26 protein-coding genes are annotated in these 25272 nt (G+C 62.5%); 19 read left to right on the top strand and 7 right to left on the bottom strand.

Annotated elements, in window-relative coordinates; genetic code table 11:
* Positions 1-50 precede the first annotated feature (50 nt).
* Entirely contained in the window at positions 51-1265 is a 1215-nt protein-coding gene (locus KIP88_RS14220) for an NADP-dependent isocitrate dehydrogenase (RefSeq protein ID WP_214488554.1), read from the bottom strand.
* 187 nt (positions 1266-1452) lie between these two features.
* Complete coding sequence (locus tag KIP88_RS14225; protein ID WP_249790770.1) at positions 1453-3180, bottom strand: S9 family peptidase; 1728 nt, start codon at positions 3178-3180, stop codon at positions 1453-1455.
* A gap of 308 nt (positions 3181-3488) precedes the next feature.
* Between KIP88_RS14225 and KIP88_RS14230 the strand changes: the two genes are divergently transcribed.
* The 3 genes from KIP88_RS14230 (at position 3489) to KIP88_RS14240 (ending at position 6357) form a co-directional block, all read left to right on the top strand.
* Positions 3489-4700, top strand: coding sequence for a TrmJ/YjtD family RNA methyltransferase (locus tag KIP88_RS14230; protein ID WP_214488555.1), 1212 nt, complete (start codon positions 3489-3491; stop codon positions 4698-4700).
* Between the two features lie 180 nt (positions 4701-4880).
* Positions 4881-5513, top strand: a complete 633-nt coding sequence (locus KIP88_RS14235) for a DUF1326 domain-containing protein (RefSeq protein WP_214488556.1) — start codon at positions 4881-4883, stop codon at positions 5511-5513.
* 46 nt (positions 5514-5559) lie between these two features.
* Positions 5560-6357 (top strand): DUF2182 domain-containing protein, encoded by a 798-nt coding sequence (locus KIP88_RS14240; protein WP_308163557.1) that lies wholly within the window; start codon positions 5560-5562, stop codon positions 6355-6357.
* A 24-nt stretch (positions 6358-6381) separates the two neighbouring features.
* On the opposite strand, the gene KIP88_RS14245 is transcribed toward KIP88_RS14240, so the two are convergent.
* Positions 6382-7041 carry a TetR/AcrR family transcriptional regulator gene (locus KIP88_RS14245; RefSeq protein WP_214488557.1) on the bottom strand — a complete coding sequence of 220 codons (660 nt, stop codon included), beginning with the start codon at positions 7039-7041 and terminating at the stop codon, positions 6382-6384.
* 226 nt (positions 7042-7267) lie between these two features.
* Between KIP88_RS14245 and KIP88_RS14250 the strand changes: the two genes are divergently transcribed.
* The 4 genes from KIP88_RS14250 to KIP88_RS14265 all read left to right on the top strand — a co-directional run bounded on the left by KIP88_RS14250 (position 7268) and on the right by KIP88_RS14265 (position 10727).
* Positions 7268-7810, top strand: coding sequence for an OsmC family protein (locus KIP88_RS14250; protein ID WP_214488558.1), 543 nt, complete (start codon positions 7268-7270; stop codon positions 7808-7810).
* 39 nt (positions 7811-7849) lie between these two features.
* Positions 7850-9016 (top strand): acyl-CoA dehydrogenase family protein, encoded by a 1167-nt coding sequence (locus tag KIP88_RS14255; RefSeq protein WP_214488559.1) that lies wholly within the window; start codon positions 7850-7852, stop codon positions 9014-9016.
* A 52-nt stretch (positions 9017-9068) separates the two neighbouring features.
* A complete protein-coding gene (locus KIP88_RS14260; RefSeq protein ID WP_214488560.1) occupies positions 9069-9947 on the top strand; it encodes a sulfurtransferase in 879 nt (292 codons plus the stop codon).
* Positions 9948-10112: 165 nt separating this feature from the next.
* Entirely contained in the window at positions 10113-10727 is a 615-nt protein-coding gene (locus KIP88_RS14265; RefSeq protein ID WP_214488561.1) for a hypothetical protein, read from the top strand.
* Between the two features lie 578 nt (positions 10728-11305).
* Here the strand turns inward: KIP88_RS14265 and KIP88_RS14270 are convergent.
* Complete coding sequence (locus KIP88_RS14270; RefSeq protein WP_214488562.1) at positions 11306-13228, bottom strand: sigma 54-interacting transcriptional regulator; 1923 nt, start codon at positions 13226-13228, stop codon at positions 11306-11308.
* Between the two features lie 169 nt (positions 13229-13397).
* Here KIP88_RS14270 and KIP88_RS14275 point away from each other — a divergent pair, with 169 nt between their 5' ends.
* The 4 genes from KIP88_RS14275 to cynS all read left to right on the top strand — a co-directional run bounded on the left by KIP88_RS14275 (position 13398) and on the right by cynS (position 17222).
* Entirely contained in the window at positions 13398-14780 is a 1383-nt protein-coding gene (locus KIP88_RS14275) for a CmpA/NrtA family ABC transporter substrate-binding protein (RefSeq protein ID WP_214488563.1), read from the top strand.
* 175 nt (positions 14781-14955) lie between these two features.
* Entirely contained in the window at positions 14956-15795 is an 840-nt protein-coding gene (gene ntrB, locus KIP88_RS14280; protein ID WP_214488564.1) for a nitrate ABC transporter permease, read from the top strand.
* 5 nt (positions 15796-15800) lie between these two features.
* Entirely contained in the window at positions 15801-16712 is a 912-nt protein-coding gene (locus KIP88_RS14285) for an ABC transporter ATP-binding protein (RefSeq protein ID WP_214488565.1), read from the top strand.
* Positions 16713-16733: 21 nt separating this feature from the next.
* Entirely contained in the window at positions 16734-17222 is a 489-nt protein-coding gene (gene cynS / locus KIP88_RS14290; protein ID WP_214488566.1) for a cyanase, read from the top strand.
* Positions 17223-17326: 104 nt separating this feature from the next.
* Here the strand turns inward: cynS and KIP88_RS14295 are convergent, their stop codons facing one another.
* Positions 17327-18139: an oxaloacetate decarboxylase gene (locus tag KIP88_RS14295; RefSeq protein ID WP_214488567.1), complete on the bottom strand. Its 813-nt coding sequence runs from the start codon at positions 18137-18139 to the stop codon at positions 17327-17329.
* Positions 18140-18254: 115 nt separating this feature from the next.
* Here KIP88_RS14295 and KIP88_RS14300 point away from each other — a divergent pair, with 115 nt between their 5' ends.
* Complete coding sequence (locus KIP88_RS14300; RefSeq protein WP_214488568.1) at positions 18255-19172, top strand: LysR family transcriptional regulator; 918 nt, start codon at positions 18255-18257, stop codon at positions 19170-19172.
* 90 nt (positions 19173-19262) lie between these two features.
* Here KIP88_RS14300 and KIP88_RS14305 read toward each other — a convergent pair whose 3' ends face one another.
* Entirely contained in the window at positions 19263-19586 is a 324-nt protein-coding gene (locus KIP88_RS14305) for a DUF1476 domain-containing protein (RefSeq protein ID WP_214488569.1), read from the bottom strand.
* Positions 19587-19906: 320 nt separating this feature from the next.
* Between KIP88_RS14305 and purC the strand changes: the two genes are divergently transcribed.
* From purC to KIP88_RS14335, 6 genes are read left to right on the top strand one after another with little or no spacing between them, the layout of a single operon-like run.
* Positions 19907-20674, top strand: a complete 768-nt coding sequence (gene purC / locus KIP88_RS14310; RefSeq protein WP_171708996.1) for a phosphoribosylaminoimidazolesuccinocarboxamide synthase — start codon at positions 19907-19909, stop codon at positions 20672-20674.
* Positions 20675-20703: 29 nt separating this feature from the next.
* Positions 20704-20946, top strand: coding sequence for a phosphoribosylformylglycinamidine synthase subunit PurS (gene purS, locus KIP88_RS14315; RefSeq protein WP_214488570.1), 243 nt, complete (start codon positions 20704-20706; stop codon positions 20944-20946).
* The gene (locus tag KIP88_RS14320; RefSeq protein ID WP_214488571.1) at positions 20943-21554 is read left to right on the top strand and encodes a hypothetical protein; all 612 of its coding nucleotides are present in this window, start codon (positions 20943-20945) and stop codon (positions 21552-21554) included. The genes purS and KIP88_RS14320 overlap by 4 nt, the downstream gene beginning before the upstream one ends.
* Positions 21551-22252: a phosphoribosylformylglycinamidine synthase subunit PurQ gene (gene purQ, locus KIP88_RS14325; RefSeq protein WP_214488572.1), complete on the top strand. Its 702-nt coding sequence runs from the start codon at positions 21551-21553 to the stop codon at positions 22250-22252. The genes KIP88_RS14320 and purQ overlap by 4 nt, the downstream gene beginning before the upstream one ends.
* Before the next feature lie 8 nt (positions 22253-22260).
* Positions 22261-23214, top strand: a complete 954-nt coding sequence (locus tag KIP88_RS14330; RefSeq protein WP_214488812.1) for a tripartite tricarboxylate transporter substrate-binding protein — start codon at positions 22261-22263, stop codon at positions 23212-23214.
* A 22-nt stretch (positions 23215-23236) separates the two neighbouring features.
* Positions 23237-23647 (top strand): hypothetical protein, encoded by a 411-nt coding sequence (locus KIP88_RS14335; protein WP_214488573.1) that lies wholly within the window; start codon positions 23237-23239, stop codon positions 23645-23647.
* Positions 23648-23751: 104 nt separating this feature from the next.
* Here the strand turns inward: KIP88_RS14335 and KIP88_RS14340 are convergent, their stop codons facing one another.
* Complete coding sequence (locus tag KIP88_RS14340) at positions 23752-24291, bottom strand: nitroreductase family protein (protein ID WP_214488574.1); 540 nt, start codon at positions 24289-24291, stop codon at positions 23752-23754.
* A 223-nt stretch (positions 24292-24514) separates the two neighbouring features.
* Between KIP88_RS14340 and KIP88_RS14345 the strand changes: the two genes are divergently transcribed.
* On the top strand, positions 24515-25252 hold the full coding sequence (locus KIP88_RS14345; RefSeq protein WP_214488575.1) for a tetratricopeptide repeat protein: 738 nt from the start codon (positions 24515-24517) through the stop codon (positions 25250-25252).
* The last annotated feature ends 20 nt before the right edge of the window (positions 25253-25272 follow it).

Below are 25272 nucleotides of genomic sequence, written 5' to 3' on the forward strand. Positions count from 1 at the left end.
GCTTCGCGCTTGTCGCAGGCAATGATGTGGCGGGAGTTGGGAAGGCGGCTTTAAGCCGCCATCGCCTTGGCGAGGTTGTCCGAAACCTTGTCGAGGAAGCCGGTGGTGGACAGCCAGCGCTGGTCGGCGCCGACCAGGAGCGCAAGGTCCTTGGTCATGTAGCCTTCCTCGACGGTCGCGACGCAGACCTTCTCCAGCGTCTCGGCGAATTTCGCGAGCTCGGGGTTGTTGTCGAGCTTGGCGCGGTGCGACAGGCCACGGGTCCAGGCGAAGATCGACGCAATCGAATTGGTCGAGGTCTCCTTGCCCTTCTGGTGCTCGCGGTAGTGCCGGGTCACCGTGCCGTGGGCGGCTTCGGCTTCGACGGTCTTGCCGTCGGGCGTGAGTAGCACCGAGGTCATCAGGCCGAGCGAGCCGTAGCCTTGGGCAACCGTGTCCGACTGCACGTCGCCGTCGTAGTTCTTGCAGGCCCAGACATAGCCGCCGGACCATTTCAGCGCGGAAGCGACCATATCGTCGATCAGGCGGTGTTCGTAGGTGAGCCGCTTGGCCTCGAATTCCTTCTTGAATTCGCGGTCGTAGATGTCCTGGAAGATGTCCTTGAAGCGGCCGTCGTAGACCTTCAGAATCGTGTTCTTGGTCGAGAGATAGACGGGATAGCCGCGCAGCAGGCCGTAATTCAGCGAGGCGCGCGCGAAGTCGATGATGGAATCATCGAGGTTGTACATGCCCATCGCGACGCCGGCGTCGGGGGACTTGAACACTTCCTTCTCGATCACGGTGCCGTCCTCGCCGACGAATTTCATCGTCAGCGTGCCCTTGCCTGGGAACTTGAAATCGGTGGCGCGGTACTGGTCGCCATAGGCGTGGCGGCCGATGATGATCGGTTTGGTCCAGCCGGGAACAAGGCGCGGCACGTTCTTGCAGATGATCGGCTCGCGGAAGATCACGCCGCCGAGGATGTTGCGGATGGTGCCGTTCGGCGACTTCCACATCTCCTTCAGGCCGAATTCCTTCACCCGGGCTTCGTCGGGGGTGATGGTGGCGCATTTGACGCCGACGCCGACCTTCTTGATGGCGTTGGCGGCGTCAATCGTAACCTGGTCGTTGGTCTGGTCGCGGTACTCCATTCCGAGGTCAAAATACAAAAGCTCGACATCGAGGAAGGGGTTGATCAGCTTGTCCTTGATGTACTGCCAGATGATCCGGGTCATCTCGTCGCCATCGAGTTCGACGACGGGGTTGGTCACCTTGATTTTTGCCATGATGGAGGGGGCCTTTTTTGGAAAACCGCGCGTTTCGGGCGGGGTGGAGTGATTATAGGCGGCCTATAGCACTGCAAACCGGCCGGCGAAAGCCAAGCCGTTATGCAGTTTCAGCTCATCCTTTAGGACTTCTTGGTTTGACGCGTTTTCTTAACGCGAACCGGGTCCCACTTCGCTCGAAAACGCTTTAAATTGCCGCCTGGGTCGCCGTCCCCGCCACCACGTACCAGGTCACGAACATGCCGCAAATCAGGGCGCCCGGCAGGCTGGAGCCTGTCCGCCGCCAGGTGAAGGTCGCGATCACGGCGCAGATCGCCAATAGCGGCACGAACTGGATGGCGACGATGGTCGACAGCGGCACGAAGCCGGGGTCGGGCAGCGGGTTGAACAGCTTTCCGGTGAGCCAGAGAATGGCGTATTGCCCGCCCACCAGCACGATGAAGCCCAGCGTCAGTGCCAGGATATTGGTCAAATAGAGCGCCCCGCGGGGCGCCGCCATAGTCGAGAAATTGCGGTGCAGGACGTGCAGCGCGATTACAAAAAACGCCGTGAACGGCACGAGATAGACCAGGAAGATCAGGAACTGCTTTGCGCTCATCAGCTTCAGCGCGACGATCCAGAACCGGAAATCGATCTTGAAGGCGAGGTCGGCGAGCCATAGCGCGGCATAGCCGACCGCGACTGACGCGACGGCGATCACGACCGACTGCAGGACAATGCCGGACCGGCTGGCGCGCTTGGGTGCGAAGCGCATCAGGGCCAGCGTGATCAGGCCGTTGATGACCGCCCAGACCAGGATCTGGTTGGTGATGCCCTGCGGCAGGAAGGCGGAGGGCGTTACGAAGGTGCCGCCCAGTGCGAACGCCGGATAATAGGTCAGCGCGGGGATAAAGGCCGACAGGATAAAGGCTGTGGTCCAGCGCCGGCCGCTCGCTGCCGAATGTTCGGGCATGGTGCCGTCGGCGATTTCGGGCAACCGCAGCCGGGAATACATCGGCGCCTCCAGCAGCCCGTCAAACGCCCCGATCAAAAGCGCGACAAAGCCGATCAGCGCGATCAGCGTGCCGATCTCCTTGCGAAACCAGATCTGGTCGTCGACCGGGCGGGGCGTGCCGCCCTGCAGGGTTTTGGCGAACCAGTCGAGGCTGTGGCCGATGGCCTCGTGGGAGATGTGCTCGGCCGGATGGGTGATGGCGGGGGTGTAGAGCACCCGCGCCGTGCCTTGCTCGATATCGCCATAGACCTTGCCTGGCACCACCGGGCCTTGCGCGCCGAACAGGGCCCAGAGTTTCGGGCTCTGGGTGACGTCACGGGCGAGGTCGACACCCCACATCAGGGTCGAGAACTCTTCATATTGGGCGAACACCAGCGCCACGTTTCGCGGCCAACTGGTTGTGCCCTCGGCGGCGAACGGCTTGCCGGTGGACGAGCCCTCCAGCACCATCGATTTGTAGTCGTTGGGCGCGGCGGTCGCCGCCGCCAGCACGGTCCAGCCGCCCATCGAGTGGCCCTCGAGCCCGATATTGTTCTTGTCCACGATTTCGAGGCTGCGCAGATAGGCGAGCCCATCGGGGCCGCCGAATCCATTGGCGAAGGCGGGCGGGTCGCTATAGCCGTGGCCGGTCTGGTCGAGCGCGAGCACCACATAGCCGCGGCGGGCGAACTCGATGGCAAAGCCGTCCTGGGTCTCGCGCGAATTGATGTAGCCGTGAACCGCGAGGATGCCGGGGGCGGGGATCTGCGGCGTGGCATTCGCTGGGATGTAGAGCAACCCGCTCATGGTGTTGCCCTTGGCGCCCGTGAAGCGGACATCCTTGATTTGGATGCCGCCTGCGGTCTGGGTGAAATGGGCGAGCAGGCCGCCCGCCAGGATCAGGAGCACGCCCAGTATCGCCAACGACCACCTGCCGCGCATGGACGCCTCCCTTGATTCCCTCGCCGTTTAACGGCGTCGGGCTCGGTTGCAGCTTCGCTTTGTTTGTGATTGTTAGCCTATCCGAAAGTCGAACGCGCGCAAGCGGCGGGCGAGATCAAGCTTCTTTGAGGCTTTGAGCGAGCGTTCGGAGAGGTTACTAAGCCGCACAGCAGGCTTGCGAATTCCACCCGTCATCCGAAACGGGCGATGCTTGCGATCTTGAATCATCCGCGCGCCTGGCGCGGCCCGTTCAAAATCTTCAGAGGTCGAATCAACTTCAGAAGTTGAATCAGAAAGTGAACTTGAGAATGTCCGGTTCGGGCACCGATAAAACCAAGTCTGGTTGGGACTTAGCCGGACCAGTTGTGATCCTCGTCGAGCCGCAGCTCGGCGAGAATATCGGCATGGCCGCGCGCGCGATGGGCAATTTTGCGCTGTCGCGTTTGCGGATCGTCAATCCGCGCGACGGCTGGCCGAACATCGCGGCGCAGCGGGCAGCGGCCGGCGCCGACCAGATTCTGGAACAGGCCCAGTTGTTCGACACCGTTGAGCAGGCGGTCGCCGATCTGACGCTTCTGTTTGCCACCACGGCTCGCGCCCATGACCAGGCCAAGCCGGTCGTCGCCCCGGTGGCAGCGGCGGCCGAGATCGTGGCCCATGTCGGCAGTGGTGGCGGGGTCGGCATCCTGTTCGGCCGGGAGCGCTACGGCCTTCAGAACGAGGAGGTCGCGCTCGCCAACCGGATCATCACCTTCCCGGTCAAGCCGGGTTTTGCTTCGCTGAACCTGGCGCAGGCGGTGCTGCTGATTGGCTACGAGTGGTTCAAGTTGTCGACCGGCGGCACGCTGCCGTTCGCGATGCCGGAACGATCCGAGCCGGCGTCGCAGCACCAGATGCAGGCCTTCTTCGACAATCTGGTCCGGGAACTCGACAAGGTCGAATTTCTCCGCCCGCGCGAGAAGCGGGAGACCATGCTGGTCAACCTGCGCAACATCTTCACCCGCATGGACCCGACCAAGCAGGACATGCACACCCTGCACGGGGTGGTGATGGCGATCGCGGAAGGCCGCAAGGGTCCGGCCAAGGGCGGCGTGCTGGACGGCGAGCAGGCCACAAGGCTGCGCGCACTGCTGGCCGAACACGGGCAGGGGCCGGCGGTGCCCGGCGACAGTAGCACCGTGCGCGGGCTCGCCCGGCTGCTGCGGCGGAACCCGACCGATGCCGAGCGGGTCCTGTGGCAGGCGCTGACCCGCGACCGCCGGTTTGCGGGCCAGTTCAAGCGCCAGACGCCGGTGGGGCGTCACATTCCGGATTTCGTTTCCTTCGTGCACCGGTTGGCGATCGAACTGGTCAATCCGAACGAGTCGGATGCCATCGTCGCCGACCGCGCCGGCCGCAAGACCTGGCTGGAAGCGCGCGACTATCGCGTGATCGAGATGCGGGTCGCCGATGTCGAGGCTGATCTCGCGGCGGAACTGGAACGGCTCGAAAAAACCGTAGGGTGGGCAAAGGCGCGCTAGCGCCGTGCCCACCATGCATCTCGAATCTCGGAGTGAATGGTGGGCACGCTTCCGCCTTCGCTCTTTGAGCTACGGCGGACAGGTCGCTTTGCCCACCCTACGATCGCTGTCCCTCGGCGCACGAACGGAGTAAACTTAGCCTGCTGCAGTCCAATCGACAACGCAACGCGGAGGTCTGCCATGGCTACATCCGACTGGCGTCTCGAAGGCGAATGGATCAAGAACTGCACCTGCGCGTTCGGCTGTCCGTGCGATTTCAATGCCCTGCCGACGAAAGGTTATTGCAAGGGCATGGTCGGCATGCGGATCACCAAGGGGCATTTCGAGAAGACCAAACTCGACGGCCTGGTTTTCGCGGCGACCGTCGATTTTCCCGGCGCACTGCACGAGGGCAATGGTCAGTTGCAGCCGATTATCGACGAGCGCGCGACGCCGGAGCAGCGCGAAGCGCTATTCAATATCATGTCGGGCAAGAATTCCGCTGAAGGCACGCTATTCCAGATCCTCAGCCTGATCGTGACCAAAATGCATGAGCCGTTGTTCGTGCCGTTCGAGTTCTCGTTCGACAAGAATGGCCGGGTCGCGCGTGTCGTCGCGAAGGGTGTGCTGGAGACCGAGGTCGAGCCGATCAAGAATCCGGTGACGGGAGAGCCTCATCGTATTCAGGTGGTGATGCCTGAGGGATTCGAACACCGGGCGGCCGAGGTTGCCTCGGCCAACATCCGCTCGACCGGCGCTATAAAGTTCGACACCAAGGGCACGCATAGTTCGCTCGCCACTGTCGTTCAGACGCCGGAAGGTGTCGCGGCCTAGCGCCCAAATCCAACTCTACGTGCCGTTCCAGCAGCGGGGCGGATTCATGATGGCGACCTCGGCGCTCGAGCAGACTCTGCGGCACGATCGCCTGATCGTGGCCATCGGAATAGCCACGGTGGTTGCGTTCTCCTGGGGCTATCTGCTTGCCGGCGCCGGCATCGACATGAGCATGGCCGATATGCCGATGGACCCCGAGCCGTGGACGGCGGCCCAGGCATGGCTCATATTCGCGATGTGGTGGGTGATGATGATCGCGATGATGGTGCCCAGCGCCGCGCCCACGATCCTGCTGTTCGCCGCCATCAAGCGCAGACAGGCGACGACGGAGAGCCCCGTCATCGCAAGCTGGCTTTTTCTCGCCGGCTATCTCGTGATCTGGGCGGGCTTCAGCGTTGTTGCGGTCTCGCTGCAGTGGGGACTTGATCAGGCCGGACTACTGTCAGGCATGATGGCGAGCACCAGCAGCGTGATCGCCGGGATCATCCTGCTTGCGGCCGGGCTCTATCAGTTGACGCCGATCAAGCGCGCCTGTCTTCGCTACTGCCAGAGTCCGTTGCTGTTCCTCTCGAGCTACTGGCAACGCGGCGCCATGGGCGCGCTGCGGATGGGTCTCCAGCACGGCGGCTACTGCGTCGGCTGTTGCTGGTTCCTGATGGCGCTGCTGTTCGTCGTCGGTGTCATGAACCTGGTCTGGATCGCTGCGGTCGCGATCTATGTCGCCTTCGAGAAACTGCTGCCGCGCAGCGAATGGCTCAGCCGCATCGCGGGCGTCGGCCTGATCCTGGTCGGCGCAATCGTGCTCGCGCGCGGCCTGACCGTCACGGCTTCCGCGTCCCTGTAATCGATCGGCGACCTCGTCACCGCTTCAGACGGCGACAAGTTCTGCAGGGTTGCCGGCCCGCTTCGCCTTCTTCACCTTCGAAGGCCCGAACAGATTGCCTGCGGCGAGGCCAGCGGTATCGGCGACGCCGGGATCGCGTGACACCATGGCGGCGACGATGGCGCCGTCGATCAAGAGCGCGAGTTGATGCGCGAGCACCTGCGGCTCGGCCGCGCCCATTTCACCGGCGAGCTTTTCGATATGCGCCAGCACCACTTTCTTGTGGCGCAGCGCGATGTTGCGGAACTGCTTGGCGTCCTTGTCGTGCTCGGCGACCGCATTGATGAAGGGGCAGCCGTAGAAGCGCTCTTCGGCGAACCATTGCTTCAGCGCCGGAAAAATCCGCTTCAGTTTTGTCTGCGCGTCGCCGCCGCCGTCCTCCATCGCGCCGATGAACCATTCGCGCCACGCCTTGCCTTCGCTCTCCAGCACGGCGTTGACGAGGTTGGTCTTGGAGCCGAACAGTTTGTAGAGCGTGGTCTTTGCGGTGCCGGCCTCGTCGATGATGGCGTCGATGCCGGTGGCGTTGATGCCGTTCTTGCAGAACAAATGCGTGGCGGCGCTGAGCAGCCGGCCGCGCGCCGACTCCTCGTCGCCTGCGGCGCGTGCCGCGACAGCCTTTCTCTTGGAAACCGATTTGCCCATGCGCCGCAGTTAATCGAACCGCCGCGCAATCATCAAGTCGCATCTTTGCGCTGAAAATAATCGCAACGGAGCGGCAATTGCTCCGCGCCTGTGCAGCGCGGCGCTGACCAATTTCCGTGCAGCTATCGGTAAGCGGCGAGAGAGCTTGGCCTTTTGGTTTTGGCCTGATCTGGCACGCTTAATGCAGGAAACAGAACGTTCGGTATCCTACCTAGGGAGAGACAAGATGACCGCGGTCGCTCAAAAAACGGTGCTCACAGGCTGCCTGGCCCCGATCGACAAGGGTGGGCTGGAACAGCTCATCGCCAACGGCAAGGCCAATCCGAAGGTCATCAAGACCTTGAAGTGCAAGACGGTGGCGGAAGGCAAGTTTCGCCACGCCAATTACATCCGCAACCTGGCGCCCTACATCGTCGACGAACCTCCGGGTCTTTTGGGCGATGACACCGCACCCAATCCGTCGGAGGCCTCGCTGGCCGCGCTCGGTTCGTGCCTGGCGGTCGGCCTCCACGCCAACGCCGTTCACCGCGGCTGGATCGTCAACAAGCTCGAACTCGAACTCGAGGGCGATCTCAACATCACGGCGGTGTGGGGCACCGGCGACGTCAGCGAGAAGTCGGTCGGCTTCACGGATGTGCGCGTCAAGGTCGACATGGAATGCGAGGGCATTCCGAAGAGCGAGATCGACGCGTTGGTGACCCACGTCAAGAAGTGGTCGCCGGTCGCCAACACCTTTACGCGGCCGGTCAATCTCGAAGTCAGCATCTAACGGAACGCGACGCGCGCAACAGGGGTGCGGGAGACGGTCATGGGTTCACTAGCCTTATCGCGGGTCGAAGCTACAGATCGGCCCGCACCTACGATTGCTGACGAAGTTGCCAGGATTGCGCGTCAGGAGCTTGCACCGCTTGCAGGTGCAATCGATGCGGGTTCGGTTTATCCGGGCGAGTTGCTGCGCAGTCTCGGCAAAGTCGGCGCGTGGAGCAGCCATGTCCCGCAGGAGGGACCTGCGGATCTGCGCTGCGCCATCCAGTCGATAGCCGTGATCGGGGAAGTCTGCGGCGCCACTGCTTTCATGGCCTGGTGCCAGAACACGCTGGTCTGGTACGCTGCGAATTCGACCAACCTGAACCTTGCAAGGCGCTTCGGCGACAGTTTTTCGAGTGGACGGGTGCTCGGCGGCACCGGCCTTTCCAATCCGATGAAGAGTTTCTTCGGCATTGAGCGCCTGAAATTGAAGGGCCGCAGGGTCGATGGCGGCTACATCGTCAAGGGTGCGCTGCCCTGGGTCTCCAATCTCGGGCCCGACCACTATTTCGGCACCATCTTCGAGCGCGAGGACGAGGGCGGCGGCACCGCAAAAAGCGGGCCGGTCGGCGCCGCAAAAAGCGGGCCGGACATCGTCATGTTCCTTGCCGATTGTTCCAATCCGGCGATCACCCTGCAGCCGTGCAAGCCGTTCCTAGCGATGGACGGCACCGGCACCTATGGCGTGCAGTTCCGCGACGTGTTCGTGTCGGATGAATTGATCCTGGCCGAACAGGCCGGGCAGTTCGTGAAGAAAATCCGCGCGGGCTTCGTCCTGCTGCAGACCGGCATGGGGCTTGGCCTGATCAAGGATTGCATCGGCATCATGGATGAGGTCGGGCCGCCGCTCGGCCACGTCAACCGTTATCTGCCGCAGCAGCCGACGCAATTCCGCGAGCTCCATGCCGAGTTCGAGAAGGAGGCGATGGCGCTGGCGTGCGATCCCTATAATTCCGACGATAGCTATTGGCGCCGTGTCATCGGGCTGCGGCTACGGCTTGGCGACGCCAGCGTCGCGGCGGCGCATGCGGCGATGCTCCATTGCGGGGCGCGCGGTTACCTGAAGAGCCATCGCGCCCAGCGCCGGCTTCGCGAAGCCTATTTCGTCGCCATCGTCACCCCCGCCACCAAGCAGCTTCGCAAAATGCTGGCCGGCGACGAGCACTAAAGGGATTTCCGACCGACCCCAACCAGCAACCACACAACAGGAGAGGCCTGCCATGACGGACGTTCTGATTACTGCCGGCGAACTCGCGGAATTCCTCAAGCAAGAGCCGTGTGTCGTCATCGACACCCGCAATCCCGAAGCCTACGGCGCGGGGCACCTCCCGGGCGCCGTCAATGTCCATGAAATCTTCACCTATCTGGCGACCTCGACGCCGGAGGGCATTCATGAACTGAAAACAAAATTCTCCGATGCGTTTGGCGCTGCCGGATTATCCGGCAAGGAAACCGCCGTCATCTACGAACAGTCGATGAATTCCGGCTTCGGCCAATCCTGCCGCGGCTATTACCTGCTGACCATGCTCGGCTATCCCAAGGTGAAAGTGCTGCATGGCGGTTACGATGCCTGGGCGGCGGCGGACCTGCCGATGACGAAGGACGTGCCATCGCCGGTGAAGGCGTCGTTCTCGGTTCTGCCCGAAGCCGGCGACATCCTGATCGACGCCAAGACCATGCTAGCCGCCGTCGGCAAGCCCGGCATTGCGTTGCTCGATGTCCGCGACATCGACGAGTGGATCGGCGAAAGCTCTTCGCCTTACGGAAAGGATTTCTGCCCGCGCAAGGGACGCATCCCCGGCGCGGTCTGGCTGGAATGGTACCGCATGATGAAGCCGACCGCGGAGGGGCCGCGCTTCAAGTCCAAGAACGAAATTTTGGCGGAGTGCGCGACCGTCGGCATCACACAGAATACGCCGGTCTACCTCTACTGCTTCAAGGGCGCGCGCGCCTCGAACACGTTCCTGGCGCTGAAGAACGCCGGCGTGAAGGATGTGCGGATGTATTTCGGCTCCTGGAACGAATGGTCGCGCGATCCGGCGCTGCCGATCGAGGAGGGGCTGCCGATGGAGACCACGCTCACCACCAAGGCGGCGTAAGGACGCGTCCGATGTTGCAGTCTGATTTCCCTGGAATTGGACTGCAACAAGGCGGCCTGCGATCCCTGAAGTGATGGCGCGACCTGATGGAACCGCGCCACCGCGTCGCTCTGGCGTTCCCGATATCCGCTGCGTATAATCGCGACACAGTTGGTGGTCGCGCGGATGTCGATGTTCTCAGGCAGATTAGGTTTCGCATTGGTCGTGGCGATGCTGTGCCTCGGTGGGCGAACGGCCCACGCGCAGGCCTCGCCGGTAAATTACTGGATCCCGGGCTGGCCGATGGGATTCAGCGGTGATGCGGGAGAGAGTCCGAACGGTTACGGCAACTTTCCGAGCTTCGACTTCCGGGACGTCGGAAACGGCTCTTCCTACGCGCGCTACAATTTTTCGAACGGCTTTTTTGTCGGCAGCCAGCGCAGCACCATGGGCCTGAGCGGCATCAGCCAGAGCGCATTCGGCGGTTTCGGCTCGCTCTATAGCGAAGGCGTGCAGTTCGGCTACAGCCTGAAGAACGGCGGCGGTCTGCCCGTCACGTTCTATGCGGGTTTCGACACACTGAAATACAACACCGGCATCGGCGGCCCCTTCGCGCCGTTCGACTCCAAGTCCGGCACGCTGCCAATCTCCAGCGCGTATGCCGGCGTCGAATTCCAGCCGACGTCGAATCTCAGCCTGTCGCTTGGAGTCGGCGTCGTCCAGCAGTCGGGCCGCATCGACAGCGAAATCAATTCGCTCCCCGGCGCTTCGTCGTTCGCCGTCGGCGGTCGCCGCTACTAGGGCATGCGCGGCTTCGCCAAGCCAGATGGGCCGCCAGTCTTCATAAAATGAGACGTTGCGGATAAGGTGTCTTTGATGTCCGATATACCCTCAACAGCGGCGCGAAGTCGAACGTCGCCGGATGTCCGAGTCGGGCCTAGCTGTGTGTGGCAAGGAGGCCAAGGCATGAGGATAGTGACCGTAGCTCTGGGAACAGCCCTGGTCCTGCTCGACCTGGGTACGTTTAGTGCCGCAGCGTATGCGCAGCAGGCCAATGTCGTTCGTGAACCACGGCAAAGGCCTATCATCAGGGTGCCCGTGGTAAGGGCAACTCCTTACTGGGATTACAATATTGTTCCACGATATCGTTATCGCCCAGAAGACGACCGGGTCGATCCATGCGGCGGGCCCGTAGTGCCGGTAATACGCTATGGGGCTCAAGAGGAAACGGTTCCGCTGTGGCTGGCGAACGATTTGGGTCTTGGCCGTGTGCATGGTCGAGATTGGCCGTGTAGGGGGCGCAACCGGTAATGCACCGATTGAGCAGAAAATTTCTGCTCATCCCGTGGCAAGCCGACGTTTATGAGTACACGCCCTGATTAGCCAGCCGGGCCACGCGCATTGGAAATCCCCAGCGCCTTGATGCGTGAGGCCAGCGTGGTCGGCTTGATGTCGAGCATCTCGGCCGCGCCGCCGGGTCCGAACACCTTGCCGGAGCAGGCGTGCAGCGCGGCGAGAATGTTGGCGCGTTCGTGGTCGCGCATTTCCGCTGATGTCATGACCGCGGGATGGCTATCTGCTTTCACGCGCTGCGCGCCGGGGGAGGGCTGCACCCCTGGTACATCGGGCAGGTCGATGCGCAGCCGGCCGTTCTGCGCAAGGATCGCCGCGCGCTCGATCACGTTCTGAAGTTCGCGGACGTTGCCAGGCCAGTCGTAGCGCGAAAGCTTGCGCGCGTCGCCTTCCGACAATCGCAGATCGGATTTCAGCGCCTTGCTCTCGCGGGTCAAAAAATGCTGCGCCAGCAGCGGAATGTCCTCGCGCCGCTCGCGCAGCGGCACCGATTCCACCGGAAACACGTTGAGGCGGAAATAGAGGTCCTCGCGGAACCGGCCGCGCTGCACTTCCTGCTTGAGGTCGCGGTTGGTGGCGGCGATCAGGCGAACGTCGACGGCGCGGGTGCGCTCTTCGCCGACGCGCTCGAAATTGCCCTCCTGCAGCACGCGCAACAGCTTGCCTTGCAGTTCGAGCGGAATTTCGCCGACCTCGTCGAGGAACAGCGTGCCGCCGTCGGCGAGTTCGAACCGGCCGATGCGGTCGCGCATCGCGCCGGTGAAGGCGCCTCTGACATGGCCGAAGAACTCGCTCTCGAACAGTTCGCGCGGGATCGCCGCGCAGTTGACGCGGATCAGTGGCCGGTCGCGGCGGCTGCTCGCCTCGTGGATAGCGCGCGCGATCAGTTCCTTGCCGGTGCCGGATTCGCCCGTGATCATGACGGCCGCCGACGTCGGCGCCACCAGCTTGACCTGACGCAGCGTTTTCTGGATCGCCTCGCTCTGGCCGATGATGCCGCGTGGATTGGTCTCGATGCGGATTTCTTCCTGCAGGTAGGCGTTTTCCAGCTCCAACCGCTCGCGCAGGCGGTCGACCTCGGCAAGCGCCGCATGCAGCTTTTCGTCGGCCTCGCGGCGCTGGCTGACGTCGCGGAATACGATGACCGCGCCGACCACCACGCCGCGATCGCGGATCGGCGTCGAGGTATATTCGACCCAGACCGGCGTGCTATCTTTGCGCCAGAACACCTCGCCCTCGACCTGGTGCACGGCGCCGTCGCGAAACGCTGCGTAGATCGGGCAGTCATGATCGGGATAGTGCCGTCCGTCATGATGGGTGTGATGAACGATCGGGTGGATTTCCTTGCCGACCAGTTCCTCGGCGGACCAGCCCAGCATCCGCTCGGCTGCGGGATTGACGAATGTCGTTTTGCCGTCGGCGTTGACGCCGTAAATGCCTTCGCCGGCGGCGCGCAGGATGAGCTGGTTCTCGCGTTCGATATCCTGGAACACCCGCTCGACCCGTTGCCAGGTAGCGATCCCGCCGCGCATATGGTCTTCGGCCGCCGCATCGACATAGCGGCGGCGGCGCGCATCGAGATCGCTCATGGTGAGGAGCACCAGCGAGCGGCCGTCACCCGGCACGAGCGAGCCGGCATATTCGAGCCTGAGCGTTTGCCCCGTGGCGTGACGCGGCGTCAGCGCATTGGTCCAGAACGCGCCCTTGTCGAGGACGGCCTGTGTGAACACGATCAGCGCGGGGAGTTGGCCGGCATGCAGCGCACTGACCCTGGTCTGCCGCAGCAGCGCGCGGTCGTAGCCGAGCAGGGTGCAGGCGGCGGGATTGGCGTCGAGGATCAGGTCGGCGTGGGGATCGAGCAGCAGCGTCGGCTCGATTGAGGACTCGAACGCGGCGGCGCGCAGTTCGACGTCCTGCGGCGGCGCCGTTGAACCGAGGGCAAGATCCATCTGGCCAACACTCCGAAAACTCGTAATCGAACTACGAATTTTCGTGTATCACGAATTTTCGTAACCGCCAATCCGTGCGAAATCCCCGCGATATCAGCGCCATCGCCCAAACACGGGGCTGGCATGTGCCTTGCTTAATTAGGGTGCAACGTCGCGCGCAGGAGGGCTGATGTCTACCTTCGACAACCCATTCGATCCGAACCGCCGTCTTCATGCCGGTGGCTGCTCTTGTGGCCAGCATCTCAGCGAAGCCGAGCATCAGGCCGCCCAGCTGCAGATCCAGTCCGCCGTCGAGAGCGAGCAAAAACGCTACGAAGGCGTGGTCGCCTCCGCCGTGATGCGCGCGATGTTTCCAAGGGATGTTGCGCGGCGCGCGTTTCTGAAATCGGTGGGCGCGGCGACGGCCGTGGCGGCCGTGTCGCAATTCTTTCCGCTGAAGACCGCGACCGAAGTGTTCGCGCAGGGCGGGCCGCTCGAGAAGAAGGACCTCAAGGTCGGCTTCATCCCGATCACCTGCGCCACGCCGATCATCATGGCGGCGCCGATGGGGTTCTATTCCAAGAACGGCCTGAACGTCGAAGTCATCAAGACCGCCGGCTGGGCGGTCATTCGCGACAAGACCATCAACAAGGAATACGACGCGGCGCACATGCTGTCGCCAATGCCGCTCGCCATCACCATGGGCGCCGGCTCCAATCCGATTCCCTACACCATGCCGGCGGTCGAAAACATCAACGGCCAGGCGATCACGCTTTCGGTCAAGCACAAGGACAAGCGCGACCCGAAGAGCTGGAAGGGTTTCAAGTTCGCGGTGCCCTTCGACTATTCGATGCACAATTACCTGCTGCGCTACTATCTCGCCGAGCATGGCATCGATCCTGATGTCGACGTGCAGATCCGTGCGGTGCCGCCGCCGGAAATGGTCGCCAACCTGCGCGCCGACAATATCGACGGCTTCCTCGGGCCCGATCCGATGAACCAGCGCGCAGTGTTCGACGGCGCCGGCTTCATCCACATCCTGACCAAGGATATCTGGGAAGGACATCCGTGCTGCGCCTTAGCGGCCTCGAAGGAATTCATCACGGCGATGCCGAACACCTATGGCGCGCTGCTGAAATCGATCATCGAGGCCACCGCGTTCGCGCACAAGGCGGAGAACCGCAAGCAGATCGCCGAAGCGATCGCGCCCGCGAACTATCTCAACCAGCCGCAGATCGTGCTGGAGCAGATCTTGACCGGTACTTTCGCCGACGGCCTCGGCAATATCGTCACGCAGCCGAACCGCGTCGATTTCGATCCGTTCCCCTGGCAGTCCTTCGCGATCTGGATCATGACCCAGATGAAGCGCTGGGGGCAGATCAAGGGCGATATCGACTATGCGGGCATTGCCTCGCAGGTCTATCTGGCCACCGACGCCGCCAAGCTGATGAAGGAAGCCGGGCTGACGCCGCCGACGACAACGACCAAGAGTTTTTCGGTGATGGGCAAGACCTTCGATCCGGCCAAGCCGGAGGAATATCTCGCAAGCTTCAAGATCAGGAAGGCGTCGTGAGGATTGGAGCGCAATTGAATTTGCTGCTGTCGTCCCGGCGAACGCCGGGACCCATACGCCGTGGCGTCTCCTTTAGGCACGATGTCAGAGGCCTTTCTTCACTACTAACGCCGCGATGTATGGGTCCCCGCGTTCGCGGGGACGACATCTTGAGAGACTTTAGAGACTTTCCCCAATGACATCATCCCTCCGTTTCCGCGCAGCCGTCGTCTCGATCGCGCTGTTCGCGGCGTTTCTCGGCATCTGGCATCTCGCCACGCGTCCGACGGCTGCCGCCCACAACATGTCGCCGGAATACGCAAAATTGATGGGGTTGACGGCGACGCAGGGCAAATCGGCCATGCCGGGACCGCTCGATGTCGGCGCCAAATTGTGGGAGCACCTCAGGCAGCCATTCTACGACAACGGGCCGAACGACAAGGGGCTCGGTATCCAACTGGGCTATTCCATCGCCCGCGTCGGCCTTGGCTATTTTCTCGCCGTCATTGTCGCCATTCCGCTCGGTTTCCTGATCGGCATGTCGCCGTTGATCAGCAAGGCGCTCGATCCGTTCATCCAGGTGCTGAAGCCGATCTCGCCGCTCGCCTGGATGCCGCTCGCGCTCTATACCATCAAGGATTCCAGTATCTCGGCGATCTTCGTGATCTTCATCTGCTCGGTCTGGCCGATGCTGCTCAACACTGCGTTCGGCGTCGCCGCGGTGCGCAAGGAATGGATCAACGTCGCGCGCACGCTGGAGGTCGGCACCGTCAGGCGCGCCTTCACGGTGATCCTGCCGGCGGCCGCGCCGACGATCCTCACGGGCATGCGGATTTCGATCGGCATCGCGTGGCTCGTGATCGTCGCGGCCGAAATGCTCGTTGGCGGCACCGGCATCGGCTATTTCGTCTGGAACGAGTGGAACAACCTCTCGATCACCAACGTCATCATCGCGATCCTCCTGATCGGCATCGTCGGCATGCTGCTCGACCAGATTCTTGCGCGGTTCACGCGCATGGTCACGTTTCCGGAATAGCTGTGATGACCGACAAATTCATTTCCATCGAAGCGATTGCGCGGCGCTATCCCGGCGCGGACGGCAAAGAGACCACGGTGTTCGAGAATCTGTGGCTGTCGATGGGCCGCGGCGAGTTCGGCTGCGTGATCGGCCATTCCGGCTGCGGCAAGACGACGGTGCTGAACATTCTGGCCGGCCTCGACGAGCCGAGTGAGGGCGCCGTCATCGTCGACGGACAGGCGATTGAAGGCACCAGCCTCGACCGTGCCGTGATCTTCCAGAGCCACGCGCTGCTGCCGTGGCGCACCGTGCTCGGCAACGTCGCCTATGCCGTGACCTCGAAATGGCGCAACTGGGACCGCGCCAAGGTGAAGGCGCATGCGCAGACCTTCATTGACCTGGTCGGGCTGACCGGCTCCGAACACAAGCGCCCGTCGGAACTGTCCGGCGGCATGAAGCAGCGCGTCGGCATCGCGCGCGCGCTCTCGATCACGCCAAAAATCATGCTGATGGACGAGCCGTTCTCGGCGCTGGACGCGCTGACGCGCGGCACGTTGCAGGACGAGGTGCGCCGCATTTGTCTCGAGACCGGGCAGACCGCCTTCATGATCACCCATGACGTCGATGAAGCAATCTATCTCGCCGACAAGATTTTCCTGATGACCAACGGTCCGGGCGCCGTGCTGGCCGAGATCGTGGAAAATCCGTTGCCGAAGGACCGTGGCCGCATCGACCTGCACCGCCATCCCTATTACTACGCGCTGCGCAATCACATCGTCGATTTCCTGGTCAGTCGCAGCAAGACATTTGCGTCTGATGTGACCAATCACGATCCCCGCAACGTGCCGGTCGTGCGGCCGGGCTTGAGCGAACCCACCATCGTTTCGGCGCCGAACCTGGTCGAAACCGGTTCAGCGCAGACGGTTGCGCGCTAGATTTCAAAGGAGAGACCATCCATGAAACGCGAAGACCTCACCGAAAAGCTGCTCGACATCAAGCGCGAGAAGGGCTGGAGCTGGAAACATATCTGCGAAAAGATCGGCGGTTATTCGGAAGTGCTGATCGTCGGGGCCATCATGGGCCAGATGAAATTGACAAAACCGCAGGCCGCCAATGCCGGCGAGCTGTTCGAGCTTTCGAAATCCGAAATCGCCATGCTGAACGAGGTGCCGATGCGCGGCACTGGCACGCCGATGCCGCCGACTGATCCCTTGATCTACCGCTTCTATGAAATGGTGATGGTCAACGGTCCCGCCTGGAAGGCGCTGATCGAGGAGGAATTCGGCGACGGCATCATGTCGGCGATCGACTTCGACATGGCATTGGAGCGGGTCGCCAATCCCAAGGGCGACCGGGTCAAGATCACGATGTCCGGAAAATTCCTGCCGTATAAGTATTACGGTGCCAGCGGCAACGTGCCGGAGTATGGCTTCAAGGAGGAGTGACCAATCCCTCCGCCGTCATTGCGAGCGTAGCGAAGCAATCCATTTCGCCGCGGAAAGAAAGAGTGGATTGCTTCGCTTCGCTCGCAATGACGGGGAGAGACCGGTTACTTGAACGCAGCCCTGATTTCCCCGATCGGCGCCATCTCGCGCACAAAGGTGAACGCACCGTGATCCTTCATCTCGCGGGCACTCTTTAGGAACGCGGCAAGCGCGTAGCGCTCCATCGCGCCGCCGACGCTGATGCGCTTGACGCCCGCGGCTGAGAGTTGATCAACCGTCAGCGTCGGATCGGCAAATCCCATCACCAGGTTGAACGGCTTGCCGATGGATGACACCACGGTGCGGATCGTGCCGATGTCATACAGGCCGGGGGAATACAAAACGTCCGCGCCAGCGGCCTCGAACGCCTGCAGCCGCTTGATGGTGTCGTCGAGATCTTTGCGGCCGTACAGGAAGTTCTCCGCCCGCGCCGTCAGCGTGAACGGGAAGGGCAGTTTGCGCGCGGCCTCGACCGCCGCCTGCACGCGCTCAACCGCGAGCGAGAAATCGTAGATCGGCTCACGCGGATTGCCGGTCGAATCCTCGATCGAGCCGCCGACGCAGCCGGCTTCGGCCGCGCGCGCGATCGCTTTCGCCGCGGTCTTTGGATCATCCGCGCCGCAATTCTCCAAATCGGCGTTGACGGGCAGGTCGGTGGCGTCAGCGATCACCCGGCAATTCTCGATGATGGCGTCGAGGCTGACGGTGGCGCTGCCGAGCGTGTTGGCAAGGCCGAGGCTCGTGGTCGCAAGCGCCTCGAACCCCATCGCGGCGAGCAGTTTTGCGGTGCCGGCGTCCCAGGGATTGGGAATGATGAAGGCACCGGGGCGCGCATGCAGCGCGCGGAAGGTTTCGGCTTTTTCCATCTGGGTTCGCATCGGTAAGCTCCGCTTGGTTGGCCGGTTCTGGCTTGCGGCGAAACTAGCGGGCTATCTCCCATCAGCCAAATTTGTTATTTCTCTATGCATCATCAGCTTTTTGCATGGATGAAACATGGACAGCGATGCGCTTCTCACATTCCTGACCGTTCACCGCCGCGGCGGCATTTCGAGCGCGGCGAAGGCGCTGCACCGCTCGCAGCCGGCGATCTCGCGGCGCATTGCGCTGCTGGAGCAGGAGCTCGGCGTGCCGCTATTCGAGCGCATTGCAGGCCGCACGATGCTGAGCGATGCGGGGCGGGTGATGGTGCCGTATGCCGAGCGCGCGGTTGCAGCCGCGCAGGATGCGGAGAATGCGGTTCGCGCGCTGGCGCGGCCGAATTCGGGACCCGTTGCGCTCGCGGTGGTCGGCACGCTGGCCGGTGGGCGGCTGTCGGCGATCCTCAAGCGCTTCGCGGCGGAGCATCCCGAGGTCGAATTGAGCCTGCGCACCGCAACCAGCGCGGAGGTCAGCGACATGATACGGCGCGGCGAGGCGACCATCGGCCTGCGCTATGACCGCGACCGCTCGCGTGATCTCGATTGCGAATTGCTGTTTGCTGAACGGATGCAGGTGGTGTGCGCGGGCGACCATCCGCGCGCGGGCGGCCGTGTGGCAAAACTCGCCGATCTCAGCGGCGAGCGCTGGATCGCATTTCCGGTGGTGCCGGGGAGACGCGAGATGACGGCTTCGCACGTGTTTGCGCTGTTTCAGATCCACGGGCTCGGTGAAATCGACTGGACGCCGGTCGACAGCCTGACGGCGCAGAAGCGCCTCGTCGAGGCGGGCCTCGGCATCGCGCTGTTGTCGGAGAGCAATGCCGCGGAGGAGCTGCGATACAAGACGATTTCCACCATCGACGTCCGTGATCTGAAGGCGAGCCACGACGTCGTCACAGTAACGCGCCGCGGCGGATTTTTAAGCGCGGCGGCGCGGCGGTTGATGGAGATCGTTCGGAAGGAGTATGGGGGGACAAAGGGGTTCGAGCGCTAGCACCGTCATTCCGGGGCGCGTCGAAGACGCGAACCCGGAATCTCGAGATTCCGGGTTCGTGCTCCGCACGCCCCGGAATGACGCTTCACGTCAGGTCCCCGATTTCACCTGGGCGACCGCTGCGGCCATCAGCTCATCCATCTTGACGCGCACCTCGGCCGCGGTGATGGCGAGGCCCTTGGCGGTAAAATCATTCACGACCTTGTTCTGGACGTCCTGGTCGCCGGCTTCCTCGAAATCGGCCGCAACCACTTCCTTGGAATAGGCCGTGGCGGCATCGCCGGTCAAACCCAGCTTTTCGGCTGCCCAAAGACCGAGCAGCTTGTTGCGGCGCGCCTCAGCCTTGAACTTCTGCTCCGAGTCGAGGGCGAATTTCTTCTCAAAACCTTCCTCGCGCTTGTCGAAAGTGGTCATTTCTTCGGTTCCAATCCCGGCCAAAAGGTAAACGGGGCCGCGTTGTCGCGGCCCGATCGCCTACCTAGATAGAGGGGGCGAATCGGTAAAACAACGGGCCGTTAGGCCGCAGGCAATCGTTATAAGTTGGGCCCAATTGGGCCGGGTCGATTGTGCTGGATGGGCCAATCGGATAGGTTGCCATCAGGCGAGGTTCTTGTTCTGTTTCCGGTCGTTTCTGTCCTGGACCTTGCCTTCACGGCAGCTCCGTCGTGGTCGCAAACCCTTGTCATCCGGAGCACACCAATTTCATGGATTTCAACAAAACACGGTACATCCCAATGAGCCGTCGACGCCGCATCTACGAAGGCAAGGCAAAGGTCCTGTATGAAGGCCCGGAGCCGGGAACCCTGATCCAGCACTTCAAGGACGATGCGACCGCGTTCAATGCCAAGAAACACCAGGTGATCGAGGGCAAGGGCGTCCTCAATAACCGGATTTCGGAGTACCTGTTTCAGCACCTCAACGACATCGGGGTGCCGACCCATTTCATCCGCCGCCTCAACATGCGCGAGCAGCTGATTCGCGAGGTCGAGATCGTGCCGCTGGAGGTGGTGGTGCGGAATGTGGCGGCGGGATCGCTGTCGCAGCGCCTCGGCATCGAGGAGGGCACGCAGCTGCCGCGCTCGATCATCGAGTTCTACTACAAGAACGACCAGCTCAACGACCCCATGGTGTCGGAAGAGCACATCACCGCGTTCGGCTGGGCGACGCCGCAGGAAATCGACGACATCATGGCGCTCGCCATCCGCGTCAATGACTTCCTTACCGGCTTGTTCCTCGGCATCGGCATCCGTCTGGTCGATTTCAAGATGGAATGCGGCCGGCTGTTCGAGAACGAAATGATGCGGATCATCGTCGCCGACGAGATCTCGCCCGACTCATGCCGGCTGTGGGACATCAAGTCGAATGAGAAGCTGGACAAGGACCGTTTCCGCCGCGACCTCGGTGGCCTCCTGGAAGCCTATACCGAAGTGGCAAAGCGGCTGGGCATCCTGATGGAGAACGAGCGCCCGGCCGGTACCGGTCCGGTGCTGGTGAAGAGCTGAGGCAAACTAGAATTACTGGGGCAAGTCTCGTGAAGGCACGCGTTACCGTTACGTTGAAGTCAGGCATTCTCGATCCGCAGGGCAAGGCCATCGAAGGCGCGCTGAAATCGCTCGGCGTCGATGGCGTCGCCAGCGTCCGTCAGGGCAAGGTGTTCGACATCGAACTCGCAGGCGCTGACCGGGCCAAGGCCGAGGCGGCATTGAAGGATGCCGCCGACAAGCTTTTGGCGAATACCGTGATCGAGAATTATCGGGTCGAGCTCTTGGGATGAGGTTCGCAGCTGCCGCAATCATTTCTTTGATTTCGGTCGCCGTTTTCTCCGGTGCCTTCGCTCAGGAAGCGGAATGTAGCGTGATCAGCGCTCACGACGCCAGTATGCTTCAAAGGTGCGGAGACAGATTGAGTTCGTTCTCCCTCGAGTTGATCGAGCGCGAGGCCACGAGCGATTTCCACGGTCGCATAGCGTTTAATTGTCCGATCGAGCCGATGTGCGAAGGCGAGCCAACTGTTGGCGGGTTTTTCGTCTCCTCGGCAACGTGGCAAAAGAGTGCGAAGGACGAGCAATCCATCCTCGAAACACTGCGGAGCGCTCCGGCGTTTGCCGCACTTCCGCTTCCATTGCCAACAGTAACTTGTCCCCCGTTCGACGTTTCGATAGGCGACATGACTGGACGGGGGATTTGCTTAAGCTTCCCCGAGGATGCCAAAGCCGCCGCTATCGTCATGGTTGTTGCTGACGGTAACGTCGGAATCTTGTTGCATTTTTACCAGCAGGACAATTCTGCCAATAGGCTTAGGGGGAAGGTGGATGAATTGCTGTCTCAGTCTAGGGTCGTGCGCGCAGCGGGGGATGCTGGATTAATGAGGTGGATAAGGTGAAATCAGCCGTTCTCGTCTTTCCCGGAATCAACCGCGAGCGCGACATGGCGCGTGCGCTGAAGCTCGCGTCGGGCCAGGAGGCCGCGATGGTCTGGCACGCCGAGACGGCGCTGCCCAAAGGGACCGATCTCGTGGTCGTGCCCGGCGGGTTTTCCTATGGCGATTATCTGCGCTGCGGCGCGATTGCCGCACGTGCTCCGGTCATGGACGCGGTGCGCAAGTTTGCGGCCGATGGCGGTCTCGTGCTCGGCGTCTGCAACGGTTTCCAGATCCTGTGCGAAGCCGGTCTGTTGCCCGGCGTGCTGATGCGCAATGCGCGGCTGAAATTCATCTGCAAGGATGTGCATCTGCGGGTCGAACGGTCAGATACGCCGTTCACGCGCGGCTACAATGCCGGCCAGGTCATTCGCGTGCCGGTCGCGCATGGTGAAGGCAATTACGAAGCGGACGAGGAGACCGTAAGGCGGCTGGAAGGCGAGGGGCGGGTGCTCTACCGCTACTGCACCGCCGACGGCGTCGTCGACGAGGAGTCCAACATCAACGGCGCGGCCGAGTCGATTGCCGGTATCGTCAACGAGCGCGGCAATGTGCTCGGCATGATGCCGCACCCGGAAAACCACGTCGAAGACATCATGGGCTGTACCGATGGCCGCGGCTTGTTCGCGGGCCTCGCCGCGCATCTGGAAAAAGCTGCGTGAAATCCATCATGATGCGCCTGGCCGTTGCCGCTGCGGCCTTCTCGCTCGCCGCAGCCGCCCATGCGCAGGACTATCCCAAGCGTCCCGTCACCATGATCGTGCCGTTCGCGGCCGGCGGCACTTCCGACGTGATCGCGCGCGTGGTCGCCGAGGAGATGAGCAAGACGCTCGGGCAGCCGATCGTGATCGAGAATATCGCGGGCGCCGGCGGTTCGACCGCGCTGACGCGTGCGGCGCGCGCGGAAGCCGACGGCTACACCATCGCGATCGGCAATGCCGGCACGAGTGCGGCGACCTACACCATCTATCCGAAACTGCCGTTCACGCCGGAATCCTTCGTGCCGATCGCGGTCGTTGCGAAGACCTTCGGCATCGTCGCGCTGCGCAAGGATTTTCCGGCGAAGAACCTGCAGGATTTCATCGCCTATGCGAAGAGCAATCCCGGCAAGGTCAATCTCGGCCATGCCGGCGCCGGCTCATCGAATTTCCTGATCTGCAAGAGCTTTGCGCAGGCCGCCGGCATCGACGTGACGCTGGTCGGCTATCGCGGCGCGGCGCCGGCGCTGACGGACGCGATCGGCGGCCAGATCGACGGCGTCTGCGATTCGGCTGCCTCGGTGTCGCAGGCCATCGACGACAAATTGGTGCGGGGCCTCGTCGTCGGCTCGACGGTGCGGCTTGCGACCTTGCCCGATCTGCCGACATCGGCGGAAGCCGGCCTTCCCGATTTCGAAGCGCAGGGCTGGAACGGCCTGTTCGCGCCAAAGGGCACGCCGCCTGCGATCATCGCGAAACTGAACGCCGCGGCCAAGGCCGCCGTCGAGAGCGAGGCGGTGAAGAAGCGCTTTCACGATCTTTCCACCGTCGCGCCCGACGCCAGCGAGCATGCGAGCGAAGTGCTCGGCCAACTGGTGACGCGCGACGTCGGGAAATACAGGAAGTTGCTGGAAGAGAAGAAGTAGAACCTGGCAACCCTGTTCGCTGATGAAAAAAGCCTCGCCAAGCGGGGCTTTTTATTGCCTGCCAGTATTGTCTGCCAGTTATTACCTGCCAGGTGTCGAGCCGGGTGCTGTCGGCATCAACGTTGAACCGCTGGGCGAGGGGTTGAGAAGCGTGTTCCCCGACGGGTTCAGTCCGCTGTTCCGTGCGGCCCCGGCACTGCCGGCGTTGTTGGTCACGCCGGTGTCAGCGGTGCTGCCCGTCGCATTACCTGATGTCGTTCCGGTGGTGGAAGATCCCGTCGTCGTGCCGCTCGTTGCCGCGCCACCGGTGGCCGAACTTCCGCCTGCCGAGCCGCCACTGGACTGCGCGAGGGCGCAAGTGCCCGTGAAGACAAGCGCTGTCGCCAATCCCATTGTTGCGAGTTTCATGATGGCTCCTTCTCTGGCTGTGTAACGGCAACGAGGTCCGCGAACGTTACGTTCCAGTTTGCCGATCACAGTTCGTTGCTGTTCCCAGAGGTTTCCACTGGCTACAAATGGAGAAGTGGCGGTCGCCGCTCAGGCTTCATCGCCCCACACAATGAGAGGCCGTTCGCGGACTACCGTTTCCGGGATGGCCGCGGAATAGCCGAGGCACAGCACGGCCACCGGCATCAGAGCGGACGGTATGCGCAACTCCGTGCGCACTTCGGGTGCGCTGAGCCAAAGCATCGGGGAGCCAACCCAACACGTTCCCAATCCGCGTGCATGTGCCGATAGCATCAGGTTCTGGCCGGCGCGGTTGCAGTCGCCGACCGGCCCGGAAATGATGACGATGACAGGTGCATCCCAGAAGATCTTGAAGCCGGGTCTGTCGAGCCAGTCCCAACCCGGCCCGTCCGGACGATGTTCGCGTGTGTAGTCCATGACGCGTTTGCCGTAGGTGGCGATGCGCGCGGCGCCCTGCACGACATTGAACGCCAGCGGATTTTGATCACGAAATGGCGGGGGCGCCTGCGCCGCGTCCAGGATGATGCTTTCGATCAGATCGCGGGCGACCGGCTTGGGGTCATAGGACCGCACGGACCGGCGCCCGTGGATTGCTGCGATAACGTCCATCGCTAAACTCCGCCGCCTGTTCATCTGCGAGCAATATAGGCTATTTCGTGTGTCTGCGACGGCAGTCTGGTGGCGCCCGCGCTCGAACACCGCAAGGAAGAGAAGAAAAAACGAATCGCCGGCCGATATCTCGCATTCCAAGACAACTGAAGATTGTCTGATTGAACTTGCCGCGCTATCAAGGCCACCAAGGACCGTCCATCCCGTTCGCCTGGAATGCGCCATGCCTGTTGCTCTCGTTGTTTTGCTGCTCGATATCACGCTGATCTATCACGCATCGAAGACTGGACGCCTGCAGCCCTGGGCCTTCATCATCCTGATGGTCCCGCTGATCGGAGCACTCGCTTACATCGTCGTCGTACTGGTGCCGGAGTGGTTTGGCAGTCCGGGAGCTCAACAAGCGCGCAATCGCATTGCCGGCAAACTCGATCCGGAAAAGCTCTATCGCGAGTTGACCGATCGGCTCACCAACACAGACACCGTTGCCAATCGCGCCGCGCTGGCAGCGGAGTGCCTGAGGCTCGCGAGATTCGACGAAGCGGTGCGTCACTACGATCACATCCTGACGCTCCCGCTCGGTGGCGAGCCGGCCTACGCGCTGGGCAGGGCGCAGGCCGAGTTCGGTCGCAACCGTCCGGCCGAGGCACTCGCCACGCTGGACGATCTGCAAAAGCGCTGGCCGGACTTTGAATCGGCCGAGGCGCATTTGCTCTACGCGCGTTCGTTGGCGGAGGTCGGGCGGATCGACGAGGCGCTCGAAGAATACTACGCGCTGGTGCCGTACGCCCCCGGTGCGGAGGCACGGGTCCGCTACGGCATGCTGCTGCGCATGGTCGGCCGCGACGCCGAGGCCAGAGTGGTATTCAACGAACTGCTGCTTCAGATGAAGCGCGCACCCAAATATCTGCGCGAGGCACAGGCGGAATGGCTGTCGATCGCCGAAAGGCAATTGCTGGTCTGAGTTTGCGAGACCTCCGCGGT

It is taken from the genome of Bradyrhizobium sp. SRL28, from assembly GCF_018596315.1.
Lineage (GTDB): Bacteria > Pseudomonadota > Alphaproteobacteria > Rhizobiales > Xanthobacteraceae > Bradyrhizobium.

What these genes read in the sequence shown, in the direction of transcription:
- KIP88_RS14345 (WP_214488575.1), top strand. Translation starts at nt 24,515, where the DNA reads ATGCCTGTTGCTCTCGTTGTTTTGCTGCTCGATATCACGCTGATCTAT.
- KIP88_RS14275 (WP_214488563.1), top strand. Translation starts at nt 13,398, where the DNA reads ATGTCTACCTTCGACAACCCATTCGATCCGAACCGCCGTCTTCATGCC.
- KIP88_RS14305 (WP_214488569.1), bottom strand. Translation starts at nt 19,586, where the DNA reads ATGACCACTTTCGACAAGCGCGAGGAAGGTTTTGAGAAGAAATTCGCC.
- KIP88_RS14335 (WP_214488573.1), top strand. Translation starts at nt 23,237, where the DNA reads ATGAAAAAAGCCTCGCCAAGCGGGGCTTTTTATTGCCTGCCAGTATTG.
- KIP88_RS14300 (WP_214488568.1), top strand. Translation starts at nt 18,255, where the DNA reads ATGGACAGCGATGCGCTTCTCACATTCCTGACCGTTCACCGCCGCGGC.
- KIP88_RS14270 (WP_214488562.1), bottom strand. Translation starts at nt 13,228, where the DNA reads ATGGATCTTGCCCTCGGTTCAACGGCGCCGCCGCAGGACGTCGAACTG.
- KIP88_RS14340 (WP_214488574.1), bottom strand. Translation starts at nt 24,291, where the DNA reads ATGGACGTTATCGCAGCAATCCACGGGCGCCGGTCCGTGCGGTCCTAT.
- KIP88_RS14235 (WP_214488556.1), top strand. Translation starts at nt 4,881, where the DNA reads ATGGCTACATCCGACTGGCGTCTCGAAGGCGAATGGATCAAGAACTGC.
- KIP88_RS14250 (WP_214488558.1), top strand. Translation starts at nt 7,268, where the DNA reads ATGACCGCGGTCGCTCAAAAAACGGTGCTCACAGGCTGCCTGGCCCCG.
- KIP88_RS14330 (WP_214488812.1), top strand. Translation starts at nt 22,261, where the DNA reads ATGATGCGCCTGGCCGTTGCCGCTGCGGCCTTCTCGCTCGCCGCAGCC.
- KIP88_RS14285 (WP_214488565.1), top strand. Translation starts at nt 15,801, where the DNA reads ATGACCGACAAATTCATTTCCATCGAAGCGATTGCGCGGCGCTATCCC.
- KIP88_RS14220 (WP_214488554.1), bottom strand. Translation starts at nt 1,265, where the DNA reads ATGGCAAAAATCAAGGTGACCAACCCCGTCGTCGAACTCGATGGCGAC.
- KIP88_RS14240 (WP_308163557.1), top strand. Translation starts at nt 5,560, where the DNA reads ATGATGGCGACCTCGGCGCTCGAGCAGACTCTGCGGCACGATCGCCTG.
- purC (WP_171708996.1), top strand. Translation starts at nt 19,907, where the DNA reads ATGAGCCGTCGACGCCGCATCTACGAAGGCAAGGCAAAGGTCCTGTAT.
- KIP88_RS14245 (WP_214488557.1), bottom strand. Translation starts at nt 7,041, where the DNA reads ATGGGCAAATCGGTTTCCAAGAGAAAGGCTGTCGCGGCACGCGCCGCA.
- KIP88_RS14225 (WP_249790770.1), bottom strand. Translation starts at nt 3,180, where the DNA reads ATGCGCGGCAGGTGGTCGTTGGCGATACTGGGCGTGCTCCTGATCCTG.
- KIP88_RS14320 (WP_214488571.1), top strand. Translation starts at nt 20,943, where the DNA reads ATGAGGTTCGCAGCTGCCGCAATCATTTCTTTGATTTCGGTCGCCGTT.
- KIP88_RS14255 (WP_214488559.1), top strand. Translation starts at nt 7,850, where the DNA reads ATGGGTTCACTAGCCTTATCGCGGGTCGAAGCTACAGATCGGCCCGCA.
- KIP88_RS14260 (WP_214488560.1), top strand. Translation starts at nt 9,069, where the DNA reads ATGACGGACGTTCTGATTACTGCCGGCGAACTCGCGGAATTCCTCAAG.
- ntrB (WP_214488564.1), top strand. Translation starts at nt 14,956, where the DNA reads ATGACATCATCCCTCCGTTTCCGCGCAGCCGTCGTCTCGATCGCGCTG.
- KIP88_RS14265 (WP_214488561.1), top strand. Translation starts at nt 10,113, where the DNA reads ATGTCGATGTTCTCAGGCAGATTAGGTTTCGCATTGGTCGTGGCGATG.
- KIP88_RS14230 (WP_214488555.1), top strand. Translation starts at nt 3,489, where the DNA reads ATGTCCGGTTCGGGCACCGATAAAACCAAGTCTGGTTGGGACTTAGCC.
- KIP88_RS14295 (WP_214488567.1), bottom strand. Translation starts at nt 18,139, where the DNA reads ATGCGAACCCAGATGGAAAAAGCCGAAACCTTCCGCGCGCTGCATGCG.
- cynS (WP_214488566.1), top strand. Translation starts at nt 16,734, where the DNA reads ATGAAACGCGAAGACCTCACCGAAAAGCTGCTCGACATCAAGCGCGAG.